This window comes from Tenacibaculum agarivorans (genome assembly GCF_001936575.1).
Lineage (GTDB): Bacteria > Bacteroidota > Bacteroidia > Flavobacteriales > Flavobacteriaceae > Polaribacter > Polaribacter agarivorans.
Genome location: NZ_MSMP01000030.1, coordinates 23,364 through 46,558 on the forward strand (window position 1 = coordinate 23,364; position 23,195 = coordinate 46,558).

The following is a 23,195-nucleotide window of genomic DNA, read 5'->3' on the forward strand; positions in this document are numbered from 1 at the left end:
GTTTTATACTACAGGATTTTTTTATGAAGTACGATCTGTTTTTGTTTACGTTAGTCCTAAGTTTTAGAGACTGAATTCTTTTTGTTACATGCCTGAAAACAAATATATTTTGAAGTTAAAGGATTTCGAAATTGAAAATCATATTTTTGACAAAATATCATTTCAGTTGAACTTGGAAATCAATAAACTTTAAAGATGAAGAATGATATTTAGGGGGAATTACATATTTAATAGATATTTTAATGAAGACTTACATAAACAGTAGCGTAAAAAAAAGTTGCGTGTATTTACTTTTGCTTTTAAGTAACGCATTGATTTCTCAATCAGTTATAGTAGAATTAGATAGTTTAAAATCAGTGTTGTCAAAGCATGTTAAAGAAGATAGTACTAGAGTAATTTTACTCAATACCATTTCATATAAAAACTATGGCGTTGCCCCTGAAGAAGTAAACAATTATGCAAATAAAGCAAAACTTTTAGCTGAGAAAATTGGTTTTACAAAAGGTGAAGCAAGAAGTATGTATTTAATAAGTGTCTATCACTTATCAAAAGGTGATTTAAAAGGTGCTTTTAGTGCAATCGAACAATCTTTAGAGTTGTACAAAAAAATAAATGAATCTAAGGGTATATCCACTTGTTATGACTTTATGGGAACAATAAGTTATTATCAAGGAAACTATGATAAATCTATTGAATATTACGAAAAAGCATTGCAGTTAGCGCGAAAACTAGGATCTAAAAAGAAGGAAGCAGATTTTATGAATAATATTGGTAATATCAATTCAGCTTCAGGAAAATTAGATGATGCAATTAGATATTACAATGAAGTTATAGCTATTTATGAAGAAATAAATGATAAAAAGGCTATGCTTACTCCATTGAATAATATTGCAGTAATTTATAATAGACAAGGAAAACATCTGGATGCTTTAGCGTATTTTAAGGAGAGTTTAGAGATCAACAGAAAACTAGAGAATAAAAAAGAAATAGCTGGGGATTTATTAAATATGGGAGCAGTGTATTCAGCTATTAAAGATTATAAGAAGGCTGAAAAGTCTTATAAAGAGTCTTTGTTAATATTTAAAGAACTAAACGATCAGCATGGAATCTCCTCATGTATTATTAGCATGGCTAATATTTATAGAAATTCAGGAGATTATAAAGTAGCATTAGAGTACTTAAATGAAGCGCTTAACAATTATAAAGAAATTGATAGTAAAAAAGGAATGCTAACCACATATCACAATATTGGAGCAGTTTATTTTAAACAATCTGATTTTAAAAATGCACTAAAAAACTATCAAATAGCTTTAAATCTTGCAGAAGATTTAGGTGAGAAACGTGTGATTGGAATGTTGAATATTGATTTAGCTCAAGTGTATTTTCAGTTTAAAGATTACACTAAATCTTTTACCTATGCTACAAATGGAAAGAAAATAGCTGACGAATTATCATTATTAGAAGCTCAAAGAGAAGCTAATTCTGTAATGACTAAGTTATACAGACACAAAGGGGATTATAAAAGAGCATTAGAGCATCATATACTTTACAAAAAACTAAATGATAGTCTTTTTAATAAAGAAAATGTAAAGAAAATTGCAGAATTAGAATATGAATATAAATACAAAGAAAAACTACAGTTAGCAAATTATAAAGAGTTGCAACTTACTCAAGAGGTGGAGAAAACAGCTTTAGAATTAGCAAAATCTAAACAGAATTTATTAATAGGTATTATTGTTTTTTTAATAGTATCTATTACGCTAGGAGGAATTATCTTGTATCAGAAACTTAAGAATATAAGATCAGTCAATGAAAATATTTTAATGGAGCAGAAGTTATTGAGATCGCAAATGACACCACATTTTATTTTCAATTGCTTGTCTGTACTTCAGGGAGTAATATTAAATAAAGAAATCAAAAATGCAGTAAAGTATCTATCTAGATTTTCAAAATTATTACGTATTACCTTGGAAAACTCTAGAGATAAAATGGTGCCTTTAAAGAAAGAACTAGAAGCTTTACAACATTACGTAGTAGTTCAGAGTTTAGGAGTAGAAAAACCATTTGATTACACAATTCATAAGGCAGAAGAAATTCAAGAAGAAGAAGTATTAGTTCCGCCTATGTTAATTCAACCTTTTGTAGAGAATGCATTAGAGCATGCTTTTGAAGAAGAGCAAGTAGATAGAAAAATTAATGTCAATCTTGAATATAAAAATAATCAGTTAGTTTGTGTAATTTTAGATAATGGAGTTGGAATTGCATCCAAAAAGCAATCAAATACAGTATTAAAGAAATCATTAGCAACAACTATCACAAAAGATCGATTAAAAATGCTTTCAAAAGAGTTTCAAGTAGATTCTAGTATCAGTATTAAAGATCGAAAAGAAATTAATGAGCAAGGAACTCAAGTAGTATTAAAATTACCATACAAGAAGATTACAAATGATTAAAACATTACTGGTAGAAGATAAACCCTACATACGTAAAGCTTTAATATCGTTAATAGAAATATTAGACAAAGGGTTAACCATTATAGGAGAGTGCGGAAGTGTTAAAGAGGCTGTTACTGTAGTACAAGCTTGTAAACCAGATTTAATTTTTTTAGATATAAATTTATCAGATGGTAATGCATTTGATTTTTTAATGCAAACAGAAACATTTAAGTATAAAGTAATCTTTATAACAGCTTATGATGAATATGCATTAAAAGCGCTTAAGGTAGGAGCTATAGACTATATTTTAAAACCTGTTGATATAGACGAATTAGAAATAGCTATAGATAAAGTAATAGCCAGTAATACTACAATAGAAAAAGAGCAAATCTCAAAAGTAAGAGAACGTATAGAAAGTAATCGTTTAATAGTTAGCTTACAGGACGGTTATCAGGTAATTGAGGTTGATCAATTGAAGTTTTGTAAATCAGATAGGGGGTATACTACCTTTTATTTAAATGATGGTAAAACGATTTTAGCTTCTAAACCTTTAAAGTTTTTTATGGAACAGTTACCATCCTCAAAGTTTGTTAGGATACATCAGTCTTGTATTGTTAACTTAGATTATGTAGAAAAATATGATAAAAGCGGAATGGTTATTTTAAAATGCAACCAACGTTTGTCTGTTTCTATTAGAAAAAAAGAAGAATTTTTATCAAAACTACTGAATAAATAATCGCTAAGTAGATACAAATGGAAACCCAACCATTACGTATTTACATTCATTATACTACATACAATTAGTTATGATTTACTTTGTGTAAGTGAATAGGGGATTAAAGCGATAAAATCTTAATAAAGTTTATTGTTTTTTAGCTTTTTGAAGCCGAATTAAAAAAGTATAATCATAAGTATGAATTTTACTTTCATATTATTTATTATGTTGCTTTATACGTTACAAGCATTTGTCATTTCCATAATAGTAAGAATGTTTGATTTTAATGGTGTTTTTCATAGTAAAATAGAAGAAAAAAGATACTTTCAAAAGGAGTTTGTACTCTTTGAATTTATACGAATAAAGATGTTTAAGTAAAAGATACTATTATAATTATCAAAGAGATAATAGGAAAAAAGAAAGGGTCATTACATGATTAATAAAGGAGGGTTTTATTAATCTCTATAAGCCTGAAGTAATATTCAGGCTTGTTTTTAAAGGGAAATTAAAAAGAGATAAATATTGTGAAGAGAAAAACGAATAAGAGAATGGCTATCACAAAATCACAAAAACGAATGTTGGTTTTTGGAGCCATATTATTTCATATTGAAAATCAAAAAATATTAAGTGTTTCGTTTAAAGAGGAGTATGAAAGGTTTCTGTATGGAATTGAAAATCAAAATCAAAATAGAGAAACAGCAATTACAACTTTAGAACAATTGTTAGCACTAACTGAAAGTAGAAGGTTAGATTCTTTACTAGCAGAAAAGGTTTTGGACGAAACTGATATTAAAAAAGAGATTTCAAAAAAAATGAAAATTTCTTTACAAGAGGTTCAAGATATTAGATCTACTTATGCTTGGGATATCTGTCGTTTGGTAGCAATGAGTAAATGGTGTTTTTGGGGAGGATATATTACTAGAGAGGAAATGTGGAATTTCATCAGTAAAGGAGTAGAAAGGGCGTCAGAAAATGGAGATAATTGGAAATCGTATACAATATCATTTTTAATAGGAAGAAGACTTGCAGGTTTTGACATTGATGATGTTATAAAACAAGTTAAACAAATATTTTATTCAAGACATCCCTTTTTTAAAAGGATTAAAGATATAGATGTTTACAAGAAATACCCATTCAAATATAATAGAGTCATTTATACAAATTAAACTAAAACTTTATAAACTGTAAATCATGAGAATTTTAAAAGCGACAGTACTATTGTTTACTACCATATTCATGTTAACTATTCAATCTTGTGGAAGTAAAAAAGAACATTTAGAAGATAAAGAGTTAAGTAGTTTTATGTTAGGAGGTATTTATTTTTTTAATGGATATGGAGGTGTAGAAGTAGTATCAAAAATGATGAGTGATGCTGGATATATAACCGATGAACAGTTGATTAATGGTTATAAAGAAATTTTTCAATTTGCTTTTGAAAAATCACAAGGTAGCGGCATCAAAAGAATGTTTAAATCGATGTGGAATATTAACAATAAAAAAGAGTTGTTGGCTAGCATAAATGATTTAAAAACTAGAACACATAAATATAAAGCTTGGGATTATGCTAGAATAATAAATAATGCATCAATGGGATATGCTGCTGATTGGTTAACTAAAGAGGAAGTAAAAGAAATAGTACAAGAAATTCTTCCTTTAGCACAAAATAAATATGAAGATTGGAAAACTTATTATGAGGATTTTAATAAGGGTAGAATTGATTGGAATACAGAAGATCCAGAAGCAAAATCTTTTGAGAAAATTGCAAATACCATTACAACATATAATAATTCTATTTATCAAGTTTTACCATTAAAAGGTAAAGAATAAAGAATGGGAGTTTTACAAAATATTGGAAATAGAATACCTTTAGATGCAAAAATCTATCATACACTAAATCATGCATATCTGTAAAGGATTTTCTGTATTTAAAAAATAATAAATGAAATCAACCCAATCAGAAATTACTACTACAAAAAGAATTGAATTATTAGATGTATATAGAGGCTTTGCTATCTTGGGTATTTTTGTAGTAAATATTGTAATAATGAACTCTACGTTTCTAAATCAAGATGAGTTTATGTTGCAATGGACTTCTAAATTAGATTTAATCATTCAGAAGATTCTTCAACTTTTTTTCTACACAAAGTTTTTCCCAATTTTTTCCTTATTATTTGGCTTAGGAATATCAATGCAGGCTATAAGACTTTCTGAAAAAGGAAAAATGAATATATCTTTTTTTATAAGGAGAATGTTTTTTCTATTAGTATTTGGAGTGCTTCATATTCTCTTATTTTGGTCTGGAGATGTGTTAAATATGTATGCGCTATTAGGATTATTAACCGTGTTTTTTATCCGAAGATCAAATAAATTGATATTGGGATTGTCTATTTTCTTTTTGTTATTTCCTTTTTATAACTTTCTTTTTGAACAACTCTTCAGCTGGATAGCTTATGATCCTGGTAAATATTTAAAAGGCCATACAGGGAATTCAATCAATCAGATTATAACAAATGGCTCTTATCTTGAAGGAATGCAATTGAGAATCTTTGAGTATGGCTCTAATTTACCTATGTTAGTTGGCTTTTTAGTGCCTATAGCACTGTCTATGTTTTTATTAGGGTTATATCTTGGAAAGAATAAAATTTATGAATCTTTAGAGAACTTTATAATCAAAATTAAGAAACCAGCGATACTAGTTACTATAATATCTAATATATACAGAATGGTATTCCTTTATGTATTAGTAGAACTAGATATATATAAAATAACTGCAATTAGAGAACTTTTTATAAAACTAATGGTCATTTCTGATGTAATAATGGGATTATTCTATCTATGGATAATAGGTTGGTTATGGTATAAAACAAACTTTAAAAAAGTATTATCTCCACTTCAGTATGTAGGAAGAATGGCACTCACAAACTATATAATGCAAAGCGTTATAGGACTAGTTATTTTTTCTTCCGTAGGTTTTAAATTGTATGAAACGATGTCTCCTTCTCAAACCTTTTTAACCGCTGTACTAGTCTTCGTTTTTCAAATTCTATGGAGTAAATTATGGTTAACTTATTTTAGATTCGGTCCTCTAGAATGGTTATGGAGATGTTTAACTTATAAAAAGATATTCAAACTTAAAAAAGGGATTTGATTTTCTCAAAACTACTAAAAATCACATTAGAAAAATCAATAGAAAGAGAACTCTTCTTACAGAAAGATTTAAGATTTCATCTAAGTAAAGCAAGTATTAAAGTGAAAAATTGAAAATATAATAATGAAAAAGAACAGGGGTAACTTTAATTTTATCATGTGAGAATAAATTATGAAGGCTATAATAGTTGAGGATAATCAAAAGATTAGACAAGGAATAATTTCGCTTATAAACTCGTTAGGAAAGCAAGTTGATATAATAGGTGAATGTAGTAATATAGAACAAGCGATAATAGTTACTAAAGTTTGTAAACCTGAGTTGATTTTTTTAGATATAAGTTTTAAGGATGGAAATGCGTTTGATTTTTTAGAAAGAACAAAAGAGTTTAAGTATAAGTTTATTTTTATTACTGCTTATGATAAATATGCATTAAAAGCTCTAAAAATAGGAGCGGTAGATTATATTTTAAAACCTGTTGATGTAGTAGAACTTGAAGAAGCTATTACTAAAGTATTTCAAAGCAATATAACAAATCAAAGAGAGGGAAAAAAAGCGTCAAACAAATTGGTAATTAGTCTTTTAGATGAATACCAGGTAATAGATGTTTATAGTGTTGAATTTTGTAATTCAGATAATGGATATACAACATTTCATTTAGAAGGGAAGAAAAAAATAATGACTTCAAAACCATTAAAATTTTTTATAGATAAACTTCCAATATCAAAATTTGTTAGGGTACATCAATCTTATCTAGTTAATTTAGATTATGTTGAAAGATATAATAAAAGAGGAATTGTTATTTTAAAAGGAGGAAGTGAAATTTCAGTTTCAATACGAAAAAGAGAAGAATTTTTATCCCAGTTATTGAACAGAAAAAGATAGAATTATAATATAATAGTATAGTTTTTTTAACTAATCCTTATTGTCAATAGACAAATATAAATTTGAAATACCCGAATAAGAATTGGTAGAATTTCTCTTATGAATTCACTTTATTTTTGATAAATGATTTATAAAAAATGTATAATTAATAAAGTGATAATTTCATGACTAAAACAACAAAATTAAGAGTAAAAATAGGATTGATAGTGGTATTATCTATTTTCTTAAAAGCATGCTCTAGCAATGATGAAGAACAAACAAAAGAACCAGTATTGTTTACACCAACAGACAGTAAAGATCTATTAGCTTATTATGAATTTACTAATAATTTAAATGATGCATCAGCTAATAAGTTAGAAGGTACTGCAACTTCACCATTGTACACTACAGATAGAAAAGGAATAAGTAATAGCGCTTACCAGTTAACAGGGAATATTGAGCAAGTTATTAAAACTGAAGATTTTCCTTTAGAAGCAGGGTCACTTTCTATAAGCTTTTGGGTCTATATAAAAAGTGAAGATGTTAGTGGTGATAGTGCTGGATTTGGAAGATATATTTTAGGATCGAGAGAAGCGTGTAATATGTCTAAATTATTCTTGTTGTTATACTCTAAAAATACTAATGATGGAGGTAGTGATAATGTCTTAATCGGAGCTAGTAATGGTACTGATAATTTAAATACTTCAGCGAATAATTTTCCAAATGATGAATGGGTACACGTAACAGCCACAGTAGATAATGGAAATAAGGAAACAAAACTTTATTTTAATGGAGTAAAGGTTAGTGAATTTTCATGGGAAGGGGTAGAAGCAGATTTGTCAAATACTGCACCTTTAGAAATAGGTGACAGCGTATGTACAAGCGGAGATAATAGGGATAGAATTATTGCTAAAATAGACGAAGTAGCTTTATTTTCAGCAGTATTAACTCAAGAGCAAATAAATGATTTAGCTAAGAATTAGTAATTTAGCATAGCTAATCTTAAAAACGTCTAAAGTACTTTTAGGCGTTTTTTTATTAAAGTTATAAATAGCTTTTTTTATTCATTTTGAAATTTTATTTAGGTTGTATAGCACTGCTACGGAACAATAAAAAATCAAAAAAAGGTACAGAAAGAGTTTTTTTATAGCTAGTTTTAGTTTTAAAAAGTCTAAACCACTTCTTTGTACCAAACAAATAGTTTAACATATAAAAAGATGTTCAAACTTAAAAAGGGTATTTCATTTTCTTATATTTATCGCCTCATTGTATAAATACCCCTAATAATGCGTTTTAAGCAATTGTTTTTTGCTTTATTTGTTTTGCTGAGTATCATTGATGTCTCAATGATTTTTTTTGGCTTTAAAAATCTTTTATGGTTGCCTAGGATATTGAGTTTAACAGCTGTTGTTTTATATGGTTACTCCTCGATAGACCAAGTTAGATTCAGTTTTTGGATGTTATCTTTTTTTATTGTTAGTACAGGTTTTCTTTTTTCTTTAGATGATTACACGTTATTGGGAATGCTGAGTTTGGTAGCATTTAGATTGTCTTGGCTAAATTTAATAATAGATTCAAATGCCAAAATAGATAAAGAAATTGCTCTTATTGTTTTTAGTATTACAGCTATGTTTTTTAGTATTGTTTTATACCTATTATATACAGATACTATTTTTTATTATTTGTCCATAGCTACAACTATTGGCTTACTGTTAGTATTATCAGTTGTGTTTTCATTATTCACTACCAAAGGAGGGAAATTTGGAAATAGAGAGATGTTATTTGCGGTCATTATTTTTATTATTTCAGATGCACTATCAGGCTCAAAAAAAATAACAGGAACTTCAGTTTTTTTTCTAATGCTAAGCGTTGTACTCTATAACATAGCCTATTATTTTTTAATGAGAGGAGTAATACAAAATAATAAGAAATAAATTTAGTGGTTAGAAAATTTAACAGTAGAAGAATCTCATCCCCTTCTTATGTTAAATTTATTTTTTTGTGTTCAAATAATCAACTAAGAGCTTTTAATCATTATTAGTATCATAAGCTAGAAATCTAATTCTCCATTTATTTCTAGCATTATTGCCTACAGCAGGAAGCCTTACATGCGATATTTCATCGGATATTAAATTACAAAAGATTCATTAATTTTTTACAGTATAAACTGATCTATAATATATAAGTATTACTTGCAGACTACTAAAGTTATATCTTCAAAAAGAATTATAAGGAGGGTACAAAGAATTACTAGAGATTCACAAACTTATATCATAATATATTTTTACAACAAGTACTTTTAAGTCACATAAAAAAATACTCTCGCGAAGTATAGACAAACCTTGAGTGTCTTAAAATAAATCAAGAATTTAACTTTTAAATCTTTTAATTATGAAAAAACAAATTTCAAACTTAGGTAAACTCCTAAGTAAAAAAGAACTAGAAAAAATTAATGGAGCTGCATCTACCCCAACTAGATGTGCTGGAGTTTTTATTGGAAATACAGGGCAGACTTGCAATGTTGATTCAGATTGTAAAACTGATGAAGCTGTATGTTTTAGAGCTTGTTGTAATACCTTAGTTTAATTGTAAAACACTATTGATTATGAAAAAAACAATTTTAAATCTAGGGAAACCAATTAGCAAAAAAGAGCAGGGAAAAATTCATGGAGGAACAAAATGGAGAGAATACATATATGTCTTTTGTCCAACAGGTGGTGAATGTAGATCTGGAGCTTATTGTGATAATTCTGTTTGTATAGATACAAAGCGATAAATTAAAAAGTAGTAAATAAGAGTAAGAGGTTGAACTCTTTACTTTCATTTTACTGAGTTTACGCTCTTACAGGTTTTTAGTATCTTTATAGAAAACCAAATTCTATATTATGAAACTAGGGGCATTTTCAATTAGTTTAGCTGTTAAAAGCTTAGAAAAATCAAAAGAATTTTATGAAACTTTAGGATTTTCAGTTTTTGCAGGACAACTGGAAAAGAATTATTTAATTATGAAAAACGGAAATGCCTTAATAGGTTTATTTCAAGGAATGTTTGAAAATAATATCCTTACGTTTAATCCAGGTTGGGATGAAAATGCAAGTAAATTGGAAGAGTTTGATGATGTAAGAGATATTCAAAAACATTTGAAATCAAACCAAATCAAATTAGAAAAAGAAGCAGATGAAAGCTCGAATGGACCAGAGAGTATTGTTTTTTTCGATCCTGACGGTAATAGTATTTTAATAGATCAACATATATAAAAACACCTCTCTTTTGAGAGGTGTTTTGTATTTTTAGTTTTTAATGATTTTTTTAATTGTGGACTGTCCATCTATAATTACTCTACAGAAATAAATTCCACTAGCTAATTGTTGCTGAACTTCATTAAGGGTGAATCTATGAACTCCAGAATTTATATTGGTATTCGCAATAGTTTGAGAAGCTCCGTAAATAGTAATTAATTCTATTTTAACCGAAGAATTCTCTTTTGAATTGCGTATTTCTACCACAGTATTTTCATTGATAGCATTCGGATAAATAGTAATGGTGTCTTCTAGTATCTTTTGAAGATTGATTGTACTATTTCTACTAGAAGTTGGCTGTGGATTTTGATCGTACCAAGTTCCATTATAATACCATCCATTAGAACATCTTGATAAATCAGCAGTTTGTGAATTACCATTATTACTGAAAATTACATTGGCACAATTAGTATCAGTAAATGTATAACTATACCAACCATTTGCTTCTGGTTGCATGCTTTCACCAGGCCAAGATGTAGTTAAATTCGATGGAGATGTATTCCAGAAATAGATTTCAGGGTTGGCAAAGGAATCAGATTTAAAATACACTGTTAAATCATTATTATTAGTATTAGGTTGCTCATCATACCAAGTTCCATTTAAATACCAACCATCTCCACAACGTTGCAAGTCTGCTGTTTGATTAACTCCATTATTGCTGAAAATTAAATTGCTACAATCAACTCCGTCAAAAGTGTACGAAAACCAGCCATTGCCAATATTGGTCATGTTTTCACCAGGCCAAGATGTAGTTAAAGAAGCAGGATTTGTATTCCAGAAATAAATACTTGGATTTGTAAGGTTTCCTTTATAATACACCGTCATGCCACTTGATTGTTCTGTAAAAGTGTATGTTTCTGAAATGATGTTTGAAGCTAAACCTTCCGAATCAAAAGCAACTGCTTTTACTGTTGTATCTGTAGTAATAGCTATAGGACCGTTATAAATTGGAGATAAATTTGTTGGTGTAGAATCATCTACCGTATATCTAATTGCAGGATTAGGGTCACTACTATCTGTAGCAGTTAAAGTAACTTGAACTGTTTCTCCTGTAGTGTATTCACCGCCAACTGGACTTACAGATAAATTTGGAGCTTGATTTCCTGTAGTACATGGAATTGGCATTTGACTATCTAAGAATAAATCTTCTGTTTGGCCACCACATTGATTGATAATGTAGTTTGTGCTTAATATTCCTGGTAATTCGTATGTATACCATCCTTCACAACCTTCACCTAAAGGAGTCATTTCAACACCAGGCCAAGCTACATTTGGTAATACGTTTGGCTCTTCTAACCAATAATAAACTTTAGGAACTTCACCACATTCAGAAAAAGCATAAAGTGTAAAACCATCAATTTCACCAATAGAGTATTTTCTAGTAATTACTGAAGATAATTCTCCATTTGCATTCTGAGCTACTATTTGTACATCTACAGTTTCAGTAAAAGTTACATCGCCAGTATAAACCGTCCAATTATTTAAATTATCTGTACTTAAGTTTAAGTCAGTCGTGTAATATATTGTCGGGTTAGGATCATCTTTATCAGTAGCTGAAGCAGTCATTGTTATAGAATTTGGATCATAACTACTTTCAGGGGTAACGGTTAATGAAGGACGATTTGTAGGATTTGTTTCTTCTATTAATATAATTCCATTGCTGTGTGCGTTGAAAGTAACTGATCCGTTTGAAACCGTTGCCACTGATTCTGTATAAAAATCACGTAATTCAGTTCCGTTAGGAAATAGTGAAGATACATTAACAGAGGTGTTACCTGATGCTCCTATAACAACTATTACTCGGTCATCATTAAGTATTCTTGAAAATGTATACGGACTACTAGATAGTCTTTGATGAGTTCCCCCACCAACAGCAAGATGATTTCTTCTAAATTGCCCTAATCTTTGCCAATGGTTTTGAACATTAGTATTTATGTTATTCCAGTTCATATAAGATCGAGTTCCTTGATGTGGATCACCACCTCTTGGACCTTCTGGTCTACCTGTTTCATCTCCATAAAAAATTTGTATAGATCCAGGGGCTAATAATAAACTAGTTCCTCCATTAATTAAATTTCCCCTGTCAAATAAAGAAGTATCATGAGAAGAAATATAACTTAAAGCATTCCAGTCTGAAGCTGAATTGATTGAGTTGGCGTAATTAGAGTAAATATTCTCTAAATCATTAATGTTTCCAGCTCGTCCTTGGAAATCAAAATTAATTAAACCATCAAAACCATTGTCGATATGATATTGAGATCTTCCAAAACCATATCCGAAATTTTCTCCAACCATCCAAAATGGTAAATCATCTATTTTTTTAGTTGGGTTATTGTTTTTCCAATCTTGTAGAGCAATTACTGCTTGTTCTTTTAAGATTCTCCAAGATTCTCCTTCTACATGTTTTTCGGTGTCAACTCTAAAACCGTCGATTCCGTATTCTCTAATCCAGTCAGTTAACCATTTTACAAAGTGATTTCTTACAGTTCTACGATATCCAGTTCTATTAAAAAAGTCATTTAATTCTGATTGTTCTTGAGCTAATTTACTAGAAGACCACTTTCTCTGTAGTATTGGAGGTAACCCAACTTCTGAATTAGATTCAGTAAGAATATCAGGCAAACCTGCTAAAGTTTGTGTAAGCTCATTGCCACCTGGAGAAGGATAACCAGGTAATCCTGCACGCATCCAACTACCAGACCACCAATTCCCCCAGTTATTACAACTGTTAGAATAATTGATGAATAAATCGTGAATACTTGCCCAATTTTGACCGTTAGATGGTCTCCAGCCTCTCCAGCTATCATTTACACAACCAAAATTGAATTCTTGCATGTCGTGTAATGTGTTGTAACCAACATGATTCATTACTACATCCATAACTAAGCGAATACCATGATCGTGTGCCGCATCTACAAAAGCTCTAAATTCATCTTCTGTACCAAAATTAGCGTCCATTTCTGTCCAATCCAATCCATAGTAACCGTGATAAGCATAATGTCTAAATTCTCCATTTTGACCTCCAGATACCCATCCGTGAATTTGCTCGTATGGGGCGGAAAACCATATGGCATTAACTCCTAGATCATCAAAATAACCCTCATTTATTTTTTGAGTTAATCCTACGAAATCTCCTCCGTAGAAATTACCAACTTGATCAAATCCGTAGTCATTGCCATTTCCATCTTTTCCTCTTCCATAAGATTGGTCATTGCTTGTTTTACCATTTTCGAAACGGTCTTGAATTACAAAATATACTGTAGAATTATCCCATGTAAATGGTTTGTTTCGATTTTCATTTTGTCCTATTACAAAAAGACTGAATAGGAGAAAAAAACTTGTTATTATTGTTCTCATTAGTTTTGATTTTTTAAAAGGTAACTTGAAACCACCCCATTTGATATAGGGTGGCAATTAGATGTTAATTTTTGATTATAACTTTATGAGTGTGTACTTTGTTATTTACACGAATTCTACAGAAGTAGATTCCGCTAGCTCTTTTACTATTCTGATTTTTTAGTGCAAATGAATGCTTTCCTTGAAGAACAGTTTCGTTATATATTACCTCAGAAGCTCCGTAAAGATTGGTGATTTCTATACTTACCTTACTTTGATCTTTTGGAGCATATAATTCAATGTTTGAGTTTTCGGTAATAGGATTCGGATAAATAGTAACGTAGTTATCTATAATATCTTCTTTCTCTATTGAAATATTTCTTGATTGACGAGAAGTAGGCATAGTATCAGACCAGTTACCGTTATAATACCATCCATTAGAACATCTAGATAAGTCAGTAGTTTGTGAACTACCATTATCGCTGAAAATGATGTTAGCACAGTCGGTATTAGAAAAAGTATAACTGTACCATCCGTTAGATTCTAATTGCATACTTTCTCCTGGCCAAGAAGTGGTAACGTTAGATGGTGTAACATTCCAAAAGTAAATTTCAGGATTACTGAAAGAATCAGATTTGAAATATACAGTTAAGTCATTACCATTATCAGGTTGTTCATTAGGGTTACTATCATACCAAGTTCCATTATAGTACCATCCGTCACCACAACGTTGTAAGTCAGGAGTTTTATTCGAGCCATTACTACTAAAAATGAGATTGGTACAGTTAACTGCATTCAATTTATATGAAAACCAACCATTACCAATATCGGTCATACTTTCTCCTGGCCATGAAGTAGTTTGTGTACCTGGACTTGTATTCCAAAAATATAAGGTAGGGTTTGAAAGATTTCCTTTGTAATAAATAGTTATACCATCGGCTGTATCTTGGTCATCAGGATTGTCTGTGTCATCATCATCAGGTGTATTATCTCTTGGGTCTGAGTCAAACCAAGCGCCGTTTTCGTACCAACCATCTCGATCTCTAGATAAATCATCAGTTTTTGCATTTCCGTTATCATTAAATAAGAGGTTTGTACTAGTAACACCATCAAAAATATATTCATACCAATCAGTATTGCCAATTCTACTCATTTGTGGACCAGGCCAGTTACTTGCAGGTAAAACATCTGGAGATTCATTCCAATAATGCACATTTACTTGAGACCAAGAAGCTGGTTTTTTAAAGTATACATGTAATCCTTCAATAGGACCAATTACATAAGATTTGGTAATAATATCGGAAGCAGTTCCATCAGCATCATAAGCAATTGCTTTAATAGTAGTAGAATCATTAATGGTAAATGAACCCGAATATCTAGTACTAGATCTATTTGGATTAGTATTGTTCGTTGTGTAGAAAATTTCTAAGTTTCCATTGCCTCCAAAGGCTTCCATAGATACTTGAATAGGATCTTCTGATCTTGTATTACTAGGATTAATATTTACAATAGGTTTGCTAGGTCCGTTAACACAGTTTTCAAAATATCCACCACCACAAGGTCCAATTAATCCAGGTCCGTTTAATACATAAATACCAGCAGATCCAGAGGTAACTGAAAAATTAATACGTCCACCCGAAGCAAAAGCCTCTCGTCCGGTTACAGCATCTCTATACACACCATCTCTAACTCCTGAAATAGAAAAAGAAGCCCCACCATCTTTGGCTAATCCAACTATAACCTCACTATTTCCGTACACTCTTTTGTAAGAAACTGCATTGCCTGGTGCTTCTTTCCATTCCCAACTTCCTTTTTGTAAGGCAGGAATAGCACGACGCATAGCATTTAGTTTTTTAATTTGCTGATAAATTTTATGACTAGGAGCTTGATCCATTACATCTCCATAATACGCTCTACCTGTTTTATCTATAGATTCCTGAATTCCTGCTGCGTTATGAATATCAGCAAACTCTCCAGCTTTAAAGCGCATTTCTGTTCCGTAATACACTGTTGGTATACCTCGCCAAGTAAACATGAAGTTCATACAAGCGGCTAAGTTTTCATCAGAACCACCGTAACGTCTATTCCAGTCGTTATTCGGTCCAAAATCATGATTATCTAACCAAGTAACTAGTGTAGAAGGATCGCTATACAAATTATCATATCTAGCAGCAGCTTTTACGGTAGGGAAGGATTGTCCTTCTTCAAATGTACCGTGGAAAGTAGCTTCTCCATAAAAATCAATTACCGCTAAATCTAAAGGTTGAGAGTTATTCACAGCACCACGCCAAGTATAATAATGTGGATTAGTTTCTTCAACAGGATGTAATTCGTGTCTTTTTTGAGCTACTTCACCAAAAATGAATAAATCTGGATTTATAGCTTTAAAAGCATCAAAGAAATACAATACATCTTCTTTACTCATATGCTTTAACGTATCCCAACGAAAAGCATCAACTCCCATTTCTATATATTTTCTATACGCATTAACTAGGTAGTCTCTTACTTTTTGACTTCCAGTATTCAAATCAGGAGTGTCTCCTGCTAATGCTCTGTTTTGAAGATTTTCAACATCATCAAACCCTTGCGCAAAACCATTTCCTGAGTGATGATACCATTCAGGATCACTAGTATCTACATAACTCTCTTTACCAGGAAAATTAAAAGCAGCTAAATTTTGATTATAAGGAGGTGGCATTTTAGCTAAATTAGCTCTACTCCATATAAGACCATCGTCTGGGTTTGGTGTAATTCCATCATACTCCCAGTTTGGATTATCATCCGCTGCCCATGGTTTTGTAGGATCTGTATTATACTTGATTTCTGCAACGTCTTTAATACCAAAACGTCCAGCATGATTGGTAACCACATCAAGTACAATTTTCATGTCTCTAGCATGAATTTCATTAATTAAATCTTGAAAAGTTGCGCCTGGTGATTCTAATCTAGGGTCTACTCTAGTAAAATCCCAAGCATGATAACCATGATAATCTAAAGGACTCCGATTATGAACAATCGGCGTAATCCAAATTGCAGTAAAACCTAGATCTTTGATATAGTCTAGTTTTTCAATAAGTCCTTTAAAATCCCCCCGCCAAGTAACATCATTTGGATCCGTAATACTTGAATTGATGTCTGGATCGGGGTTGTACGAGGACCATTCAGTTGGAGCATTATTGTTAGGGTCTCCATCATTAAATCTACTAGTCAGTAGGAAATAAATTGTCTCTTCTCTAAAATCGACTTGAGAATACAAATTACTGAAAGTTAATGTGGCTATCATTAAAGCCACAAAACTTAATCTTTGATAAGTTTTTTTCATGAATAAAAGGTTTGTTTGAGAGTATTTGTAAGGGGTTAGCAAATGCTCAAATATTTGGTTGTTTTATTAAGATATCATCAAAATAATGATTATTTAACACCTATTATTCATTTAAAATAGCCGAAATCGATTTCGTGTTGATAAGTTTTTAATGAAAGAGAGCCGAAGGATTCAAAATAGAGAAATGTTTATTTTTTTATAGCTAAAAGTGGAGTTCCATCTTTCTTTTGATTTAGTGTCCAATCATAAAAAAGATAAGAAATTTTAGCATCATTATTAATTGTAGTATTAGCATATTTATTTATAAAGCTAATAACGTTTCCTTTATTAAAATCATTTGGATACCATTCAAATACTTTTGATATTGAAACTTCAGTACTAGAAATTTTATTTTTAGAAGGATCGTTAATGAAATTTGTCATAAGAATTTCTAAACTCTCTTCTATATTTTGTTCTGTGTAAGCATAGTTTACTAATTTTGGTCCTGATAAACTCGCAGCATTTAATCCAGCATGAATTCTACCATCATTAAAGTCTTTCCTAATAATTTCATGCTCAATCTGGTTTAATGTATATACTTTGTTTCCAACTTTTGCAAACTTTATATTCCAAGCATCCTTACCATTTTCTTCAATATACATGATACTTGAATTTTTTGTGTTGGTAATTGTAAAACTGATACTATTATCTGTACCATTGGTTTGATCACTAGTAAAACTATTTTTTTTAACAGGATAATAATCAACAATTATTTTAAGTGTGTAGGCATTATATGCATTTAGCCAAAAGGCTTTTAATTGATTTTTACTCCAAGTTTCATCGGGAGTTGTATTTTCTAAATAAGATAAAAAATCATTAAGTCTACTTCTATCTTTTTGAATAGCCTCATAGTCTATTTTACCTTCTTGATCTACATGGCTTTTTAAAAGTAAGTCATAACTTTCCAATTGACTATAACTTAGGTGTATAAAACAGATGAAGTAAATTGCAGCTAAAATATGTTTTTTCATTTTATTTAGTTTTAAATCAATGAATTGTAAGAGAATAATTAAATGCAATTTAATAAGACAAGTGGTGAATTAAATTAAAGAAACTATATAACTCATAAGATCTTACGTTGAATAGTATATATTGTAGGTTAAAATAAAAAAACAACCTTGCAAAGGTTGTTTTTTGGGATATATTTAAAAAGGACTTTACTTACTAGTAATTATTTTTCATTCAGGTTCCAATTATAATCTAAATATGACACTTTAGCATTATCATTAACCTTAGTGTTTGAATACCTATTAATATAATCGATTAAAGAAGTTTTTAATGTAAAATCTTCTTGGTACCATTCAAATATCTTAGATACCTGAACGTCAGTCAATGAAATTTTATTTTTAGTATCATCATTAATAAATTCTTTCATTAACATTTCAAGTTTACTTTCTATATTTTTTTCTGTAAAAGCATAATTTGGAAATCTAGGACCAGAAATAGCTCCTGCATTTATACCTACATGTATTCTAGCATCATCATGCCATCTTCTTAAAATGCGGTGTTCTATATAATCTAATGAGTATGTTTGATTACCTACTTTCGCAAAAGGAATTTTCCAAGCACTTTTCCCCTTAATTTTAATATCAGTAAGTTTTTTTAATGGGTAACTATCAATAATAAGTTTTATAGTATATGCGTTATAAGCATTCATCCAAAAAGCTTTTGCTTTTTTTGATGACCATTTTTTTAATGGAATAGTAGTTTCTAATTGATTTAAATAAATGTCTAAAACGGCTTTGTTTTTTCTTAACCCTTTGTAATCTAGTTTACCATCTGGGGTTACATAAGTTTTTAAAAGTGCATCAAATACTTCATTGTTTTGAGACTGTACGGTAAAAGTTATCAGTAAAAATGATAAGGTAATAAATAGTTTTCTCATGTTATTTTTAATTTTAGTCCTTTTGGGGTTTTACACTTTTTTTGACGGAAGAAATAAAACTTCATTACAACTTCTGTTAAAAAAAATAGGTTTTTAAGATTGAAAATTTTCGAATAAAGCCCGTTTTTTGATTTTTGTTCTTCAATTAATGTTTTAAATATATTCGTTGCTTAGAATCGTTAAAAAGAACTGTTTAATAATATGGTTCTTAGATTAAACAAATATCGGTTTTTTTTGAAGATAATTTAAAAAAATAGTATTTTTTAAGATTTATCTTGCTTTATGTGTTATTAATATTTAGTTTTATTGCTAATAATTAACCAATTAAAAACCCTTCAAAAATGAAAAAACCCTTTTTCAAGATGGTAGTTCTTGCCGTCATATTCCTATTTGGAATAAATTTACAAGCCCAAAAAATGTTTAAAATTGGGGATGAATTTGATGCAGACGTAAAAGTTACCAATGTGTATCAAAAATTTAGTAAAAGACCCTCTATTAGTCAAAAAAATGTTCCTGAATTAGTATTTTCTAAAGAATTTTATTCTGAAAATTCTTCTTACGTGAAATTATATTTTGAAAATTTTGATCTAGCGCCTGGAGATTATATCCAAATTAAAGGAAGTAATAGTGATGAAACTTTAATCTATGGAGGTAAAGGTAAAATTGTAGATGAAAAAATGACTATGATAAGTAATTTCTGGTCTAAAGTAATCTTTGATGATAAAGTAGAAGTAAAATTATTTTCTTTAGGTAAGGCCAATGCTCATAATGGTTTTGAAATAAGCAAAGTAGCATATGGGTATTCACCAAAAAGAATTACTAATTTATTTAAAAGAAGTGCTCCTTTACAAAGATCTATTTGTTCTAGTGATGATAAAGAAAGAATAGCTTGTTATGAAGGTACTGAAATGTATGAAAAAGCAAAAGCTGTATGTAGATTAATCATAGGTGGTAGTGGAAGTTGTACAGGATGGTTATTAGGTAGTGAAGGACATGTGATGACAAACAATCACTGTATTGGTTCAGCTTCTGACGCTCAAAATACAGATTTTGTGTTTAATTTTCAACAGTCTAGTTGTTCAGGTTCTGGTAATGCTACTAGTGACGTAGTTGCTTCTACATCTACATTTATTAAAACAAGTTCTGGTTTAGATTACACACTTGTAAAATTACCAAATAATCCAACCAATACTTATGGATATTTAAGTTTAAGCTCTGCTGCTACAAGTGCTGGAGATAGAATTTATATTCCACAGCATCCAGGAGGTAGAAGAAAAGAGATCTCGGTTAAAACTGATAGAGATCCTACTGCTGGAGGTTTTTCTAGAGTTTCTCAAAGTACATTATCTGGAGGTAGACAAGTTACTTACTTAGCAGATACAGAAAGAGGTAGTTCAGGTTCTCCAGTATTAGATTTTAATTCTAATTTAGTAGTTGCTATTCATAATACCGGTGGATGCCCAAACGGATCTAATGGTAGATCAGATAGTTTAATTAGTGCTATTGGAAGTTCAATGCCTGCTAATGGTGTAGATAATAGTGGAGGCGGTGGTGGTGGCCCAGATCCTACTACTTGTTCATCAACCGTATCTTCTTTTCCTTACAGTGAAAGTTTTGAATCTAATGTAGGTTGGACTCAAGCTACAGGTGATGATGGTAACTGGGTAAGAGATGCTTCTGGTACGCCTTCATCAGGTACTGGACCAAGTTCTGGAGCTAATGGTAGTTTCTATATGTTCCTAGAAGCTTCAACAAATGGAAGTACTGGTCAAATAGGATCTAATGCTACTGCTATTTTACAAAGTCCTTGTTTTAATTTATCATCTTTATCTTCGGCTACGTTCACATTTAGTAATCACATGTTTGGTACAAGTGTTGGATCATTAACATTACAAGCTTCTACGAATGGTACTAGCTGGACAACTATTTGGAGTGATTCTGGTAATAAAGGAAATCAATGGAATGATGAGTCAGTTAGTTTAGCCTCTTACGTTGGACAAAGTCAAGTTAGATTACGATTTGTAGGTACTACAGGTTCTAGTTGGTCTAGTGATATAGCAATCGATAACTTAGCATTAACTTCTGGTTCAGGAGGTGGAGGAAATCCTAGTTGTGCTGCCTTAGATTTTAATGACTTTTCTATAACTGGTTTTTCTAATCAAGATTCAGCAGGTAATTTCTCTGTTAGTGGAAGTGGAGCATCATTAACATTAACTAATAATACTTGGAAATACATTGCTTTAAACTATAATGTTACTGCTAATACAGTGATTGAATTTGAATTTAGTAGTACTTCGCAAGGTGAAATTCATGGAATTGGGTTTGAAGATGATAATACATTAACAGCAAACAGATATTTCAAAGTTCATGGAACTCAAAATTATGGAATTACAAATTTTGATAATTATTCTAGTGGAACAACTACATATACAATACCTGTCGGTAGTTCATATACAGGAAACATGGATAGATTAGTATTCATTAATGATAATGATGGAGGATCAGGAAACAATTCTACATTCTCTAATGTTAGAATTTATGAAGGAACTTGTGAAAACTCTAATGCTATAGTTACTGAAATGTTTGAAGCTAGGGTAGATGTACTTGGTAATGAGGATGAAGATATTTTTACATCAATAGAAATAGCGCCTAATCCAATTCAAAGAGGAAATGCATTAAGGTTACTAGGAGCTACTAAAGAATTAAGTAAAGCAACATATTCTATAGTGAATATGTTGGGTCAAACGCTTAAAGTAGGTATAGTTGGAGAAAGTAAATTAATAGCTATAGACCAATTTGATACAGGTGTTTATATTCTTAGGATAGAAAATGAATTTGCAACAACAAGTAAACAATTTATTGTTGAATAATTATCATTGTGTCATTTAAATAGTTAAATGAATTAATTAGATAACCCTCTTGTTTTTCAAGAGGGTTTGTTTTTATATTTAGATTTTTAATTATACATAATGGATACAGTTAAAGTCCTTATCATACTAATTTTATTTGTAGGTGCATTTCAAGGTATTGTTTACGGAACGATTTTATTTAGAACTAAAAATAATCGTAATTCTAATAAGATTCTCGCAATAATATTGTTTTTACTTTCATACAGATTATTGATTCAAATTATGCGCTTATTCGGTTTAGGATATTATGATACTTGGTATTATTTTATGCTAGACTTAAGTTGGATAACAGGACCTTTACTTTATTTTTATGTAAAATCACAAATACATACTAATTATAAAGTATCAATAAAAGAATATCATCATTTTATTCCATTGGTAGTTCAAATCTGTATTAGTGTATTTGTAAGACTTCAAAATTTATATTGGGAAGGAACCCGTGAAAGCTTAAGTTGGTTAGGATATTGGGGTTATGTCGTATGGATGAATTATCCAACCATATATATAATTGCGAGTGGGTTGATTATTTTTTATGCTAGTTTATCGCTAAAGTTATTAAATAAGAGTATAAGTCTTCATGAACGTACGCTTAATTGGATAAAACGTATTGTTTTTTCATTTCAAATATACTTTTCCTTAGTTTTATTAATTCTAATTATTGATGTTCTCGTTTACAATGTATTTCTTGAAAAGAATTACTTTTATTTTATCCGTTTTTTTTATTACCCATTTTTTATTGGAATATCACTTTTAATCTACTGGTTAGGAGTAGAAGGTTTTTCTAGAAGAAATGAGAAAAACATTGTTGTTAAAAGTCAATTATCAGATGAAGAAAGAATAAAACTAGAATCAATTGCAGAGGAATTGACCTCCGTTGTCAAAAAAAAGGAATTATACAAAATTCAAAAGTTGAATTTAAATATGCTAGCTGATGAATTGAATACTAAACCCTACATAATTTCTCAATGTTTAAAAGAAGTTTTTGGAAAAAACTTCAATGATTATATTAACGAGTATAGAGTCAATGAAGTTCAGTTTCTTTTAAAACAACCAGAGAATAAAAAGTTTACCTTATTGAGTTTAGCAATGGAGGCGGGATTCAATTCTAAATCTTCTTTTAATAGAGCTGTTCAAAAACATTTAGGAGTTTCTCCAAGTGAGTTAAAGCAAAATTTATAAGGTGTCAAATATATTTGTGGCACCTATTAGCACTAGAGTTTAGGTTTCAATTAAATAAATGAAGCGA

Annotated in this window: 17 protein-coding genes; 13 read left to right on the plus strand and 4 right to left on the minus strand. The window is 30.1% G+C overall.

Annotation, left to right across the window (positions count from 1 at the left end):
* The first annotated feature begins 242 nt into the window (after nt 1–242).
* From BVC87_RS18170 to BVC87_RS18220, 11 genes are all read left to right on the plus strand, one after another.
* Entirely contained in the window at nt 243–2,453 is a 2,211-nt protein-coding gene (locus BVC87_RS18170; RefSeq protein WP_083629599.1) for a tetratricopeptide repeat-containing sensor histidine kinase, read from the plus strand.
* Entirely contained in the window at nt 2,446–3,171 is a 726-nt protein-coding gene (locus BVC87_RS18175; RefSeq protein ID WP_075343832.1) for a LytR/AlgR family response regulator transcription factor, read from the plus strand. Before BVC87_RS18170 ends, BVC87_RS18175 begins: the two co-directional genes overlap by 8 nt.
* A 527-nt stretch (nt 3,172–3,698) precedes the next feature.
* Nucleotides 3,699–4,316: a DUF1266 domain-containing protein gene (locus BVC87_RS18185; RefSeq protein ID WP_075343834.1), complete on the plus strand. Its 618-nt coding sequence runs from the start codon at nt 3,699–3,701 to the stop codon at nt 4,314–4,316.
* Nucleotides 4,317–4,341: 25 nt separating this feature from the next.
* Complete coding sequence (locus BVC87_RS18190; protein WP_075343835.1) at nt 4,342–4,977, plus strand: DUF1266 domain-containing protein; 636 nt, start codon at nt 4,342–4,344, stop codon at nt 4,975–4,977.
* Between the two features lie 112 nt (nt 4,978–5,089).
* Nucleotides 5,090–6,298, plus strand: a complete 1,209-nt coding sequence (locus tag BVC87_RS18195) for a DUF418 domain-containing protein (RefSeq protein WP_075343836.1) — start codon at nt 5,090–5,092, stop codon at nt 6,296–6,298.
* A 171-nt stretch (nt 6,299–6,469) separates the two neighbouring features.
* Nucleotides 6,470–7,180 carry a LytR/AlgR family response regulator transcription factor gene (locus BVC87_RS18200; RefSeq protein WP_083629601.1) on the plus strand — a complete coding sequence of 237 codons (711 nt, stop codon included), beginning with the start codon at nt 6,470–6,472 and terminating at the stop codon, nt 7,178–7,180.
* A 164-nt stretch (nt 7,181–7,344) separates the two neighbouring features.
* Nucleotides 7,345–8,142 carry a LamG domain-containing protein gene (locus tag BVC87_RS18205; RefSeq protein WP_075343838.1) on the plus strand — a complete coding sequence of 266 codons (798 nt, stop codon included), beginning with the start codon at nt 7,345–7,347 and terminating at the stop codon, nt 8,140–8,142.
* A gap of 363 nt (nt 8,143–8,505) precedes the next feature.
* Nucleotides 8,506–9,093, plus strand: coding sequence for a hypothetical protein (locus BVC87_RS18210; RefSeq protein ID WP_075343839.1), 588 nt, complete (start codon nt 8,506–8,508; stop codon nt 9,091–9,093).
* A gap of 457 nt (nt 9,094–9,550) precedes the next feature.
* Nucleotides 9,551–9,745 (plus strand): hypothetical protein, encoded by a 195-nt coding sequence (locus BVC87_RS18215; RefSeq protein WP_075343840.1) that lies wholly within the window; start codon nt 9,551–9,553, stop codon nt 9,743–9,745.
* 19 nt (nt 9,746–9,764) lie between these two features.
* Nucleotides 9,765–9,935: a hypothetical protein gene (locus tag BVC87_RS23505; protein ID WP_159439384.1), complete on the plus strand. Its 171-nt coding sequence runs from the start codon at nt 9,765–9,767 to the stop codon at nt 9,933–9,935.
* Between the two features lie 109 nt (nt 9,936–10,044).
* The gene (locus BVC87_RS18220) at nt 10,045–10,416 is read left to right on the plus strand and encodes a VOC family protein (RefSeq protein ID WP_075343841.1); all 372 of its coding nucleotides are present in this window, start codon (nt 10,045–10,047) and stop codon (nt 10,414–10,416) included.
* Nucleotides 10,417–10,449: 33 nt separating this feature from the next.
* Here the strand turns inward: BVC87_RS18220 and BVC87_RS18225 are convergent, their stop codons facing one another.
* The 4 genes from BVC87_RS18225 to BVC87_RS18240 all read right to left on the minus strand — a co-directional run bounded on the left by BVC87_RS18225 (nt 10,450) and on the right by BVC87_RS18240 (nt 19,040).
* A complete protein-coding gene (locus tag BVC87_RS18225) occupies nt 10,450–13,815 on the minus strand; it encodes a starch-binding protein (protein WP_075343842.1) in 3,366 nt (1,121 codons plus the stop codon).
* 64 nt (nt 13,816–13,879) lie between these two features.
* The gene (locus BVC87_RS18230; protein ID WP_075343843.1) at nt 13,880–17,116 is read right to left on the minus strand and encodes a starch-binding protein; all 3,237 of its coding nucleotides are present in this window, start codon (nt 17,114–17,116) and stop codon (nt 13,880–13,882) included.
* 188 nt (nt 17,117–17,304) lie between these two features.
* The gene (locus tag BVC87_RS18235; RefSeq protein ID WP_075343844.1) at nt 17,305–18,126 is read right to left on the minus strand and encodes a DUF547 domain-containing protein; all 822 of its coding nucleotides are present in this window, start codon (nt 18,124–18,126) and stop codon (nt 17,305–17,307) included.
* A gap of 200 nt (nt 18,127–18,326) precedes the next feature.
* On the minus strand, nt 18,327–19,040 hold the full coding sequence (locus BVC87_RS18240; protein WP_075343845.1) for a DUF547 domain-containing protein: 714 nt from the start codon (nt 19,038–19,040) through the stop codon (nt 18,327–18,329).
* A gap of 416 nt (nt 19,041–19,456) precedes the next feature.
* Here BVC87_RS18240 and BVC87_RS18245 point away from each other — a divergent pair, with 416 nt between their 5' ends.
* Nucleotides 19,457–21,910, plus strand: a complete 2,454-nt coding sequence (locus tag BVC87_RS18245; protein ID WP_159439385.1) for a trypsin-like peptidase domain-containing protein — start codon at nt 19,457–19,459, stop codon at nt 21,908–21,910.
* A 99-nt stretch (nt 21,911–22,009) separates the two neighbouring features.
* Nucleotides 22,010–23,128 (plus strand): helix-turn-helix transcriptional regulator, encoded by a 1,119-nt coding sequence (locus BVC87_RS18250; protein ID WP_075343847.1) that lies wholly within the window; start codon nt 22,010–22,012, stop codon nt 23,126–23,128.
* Nucleotides 23,129–23,195 lie beyond the last annotated feature (67 nt).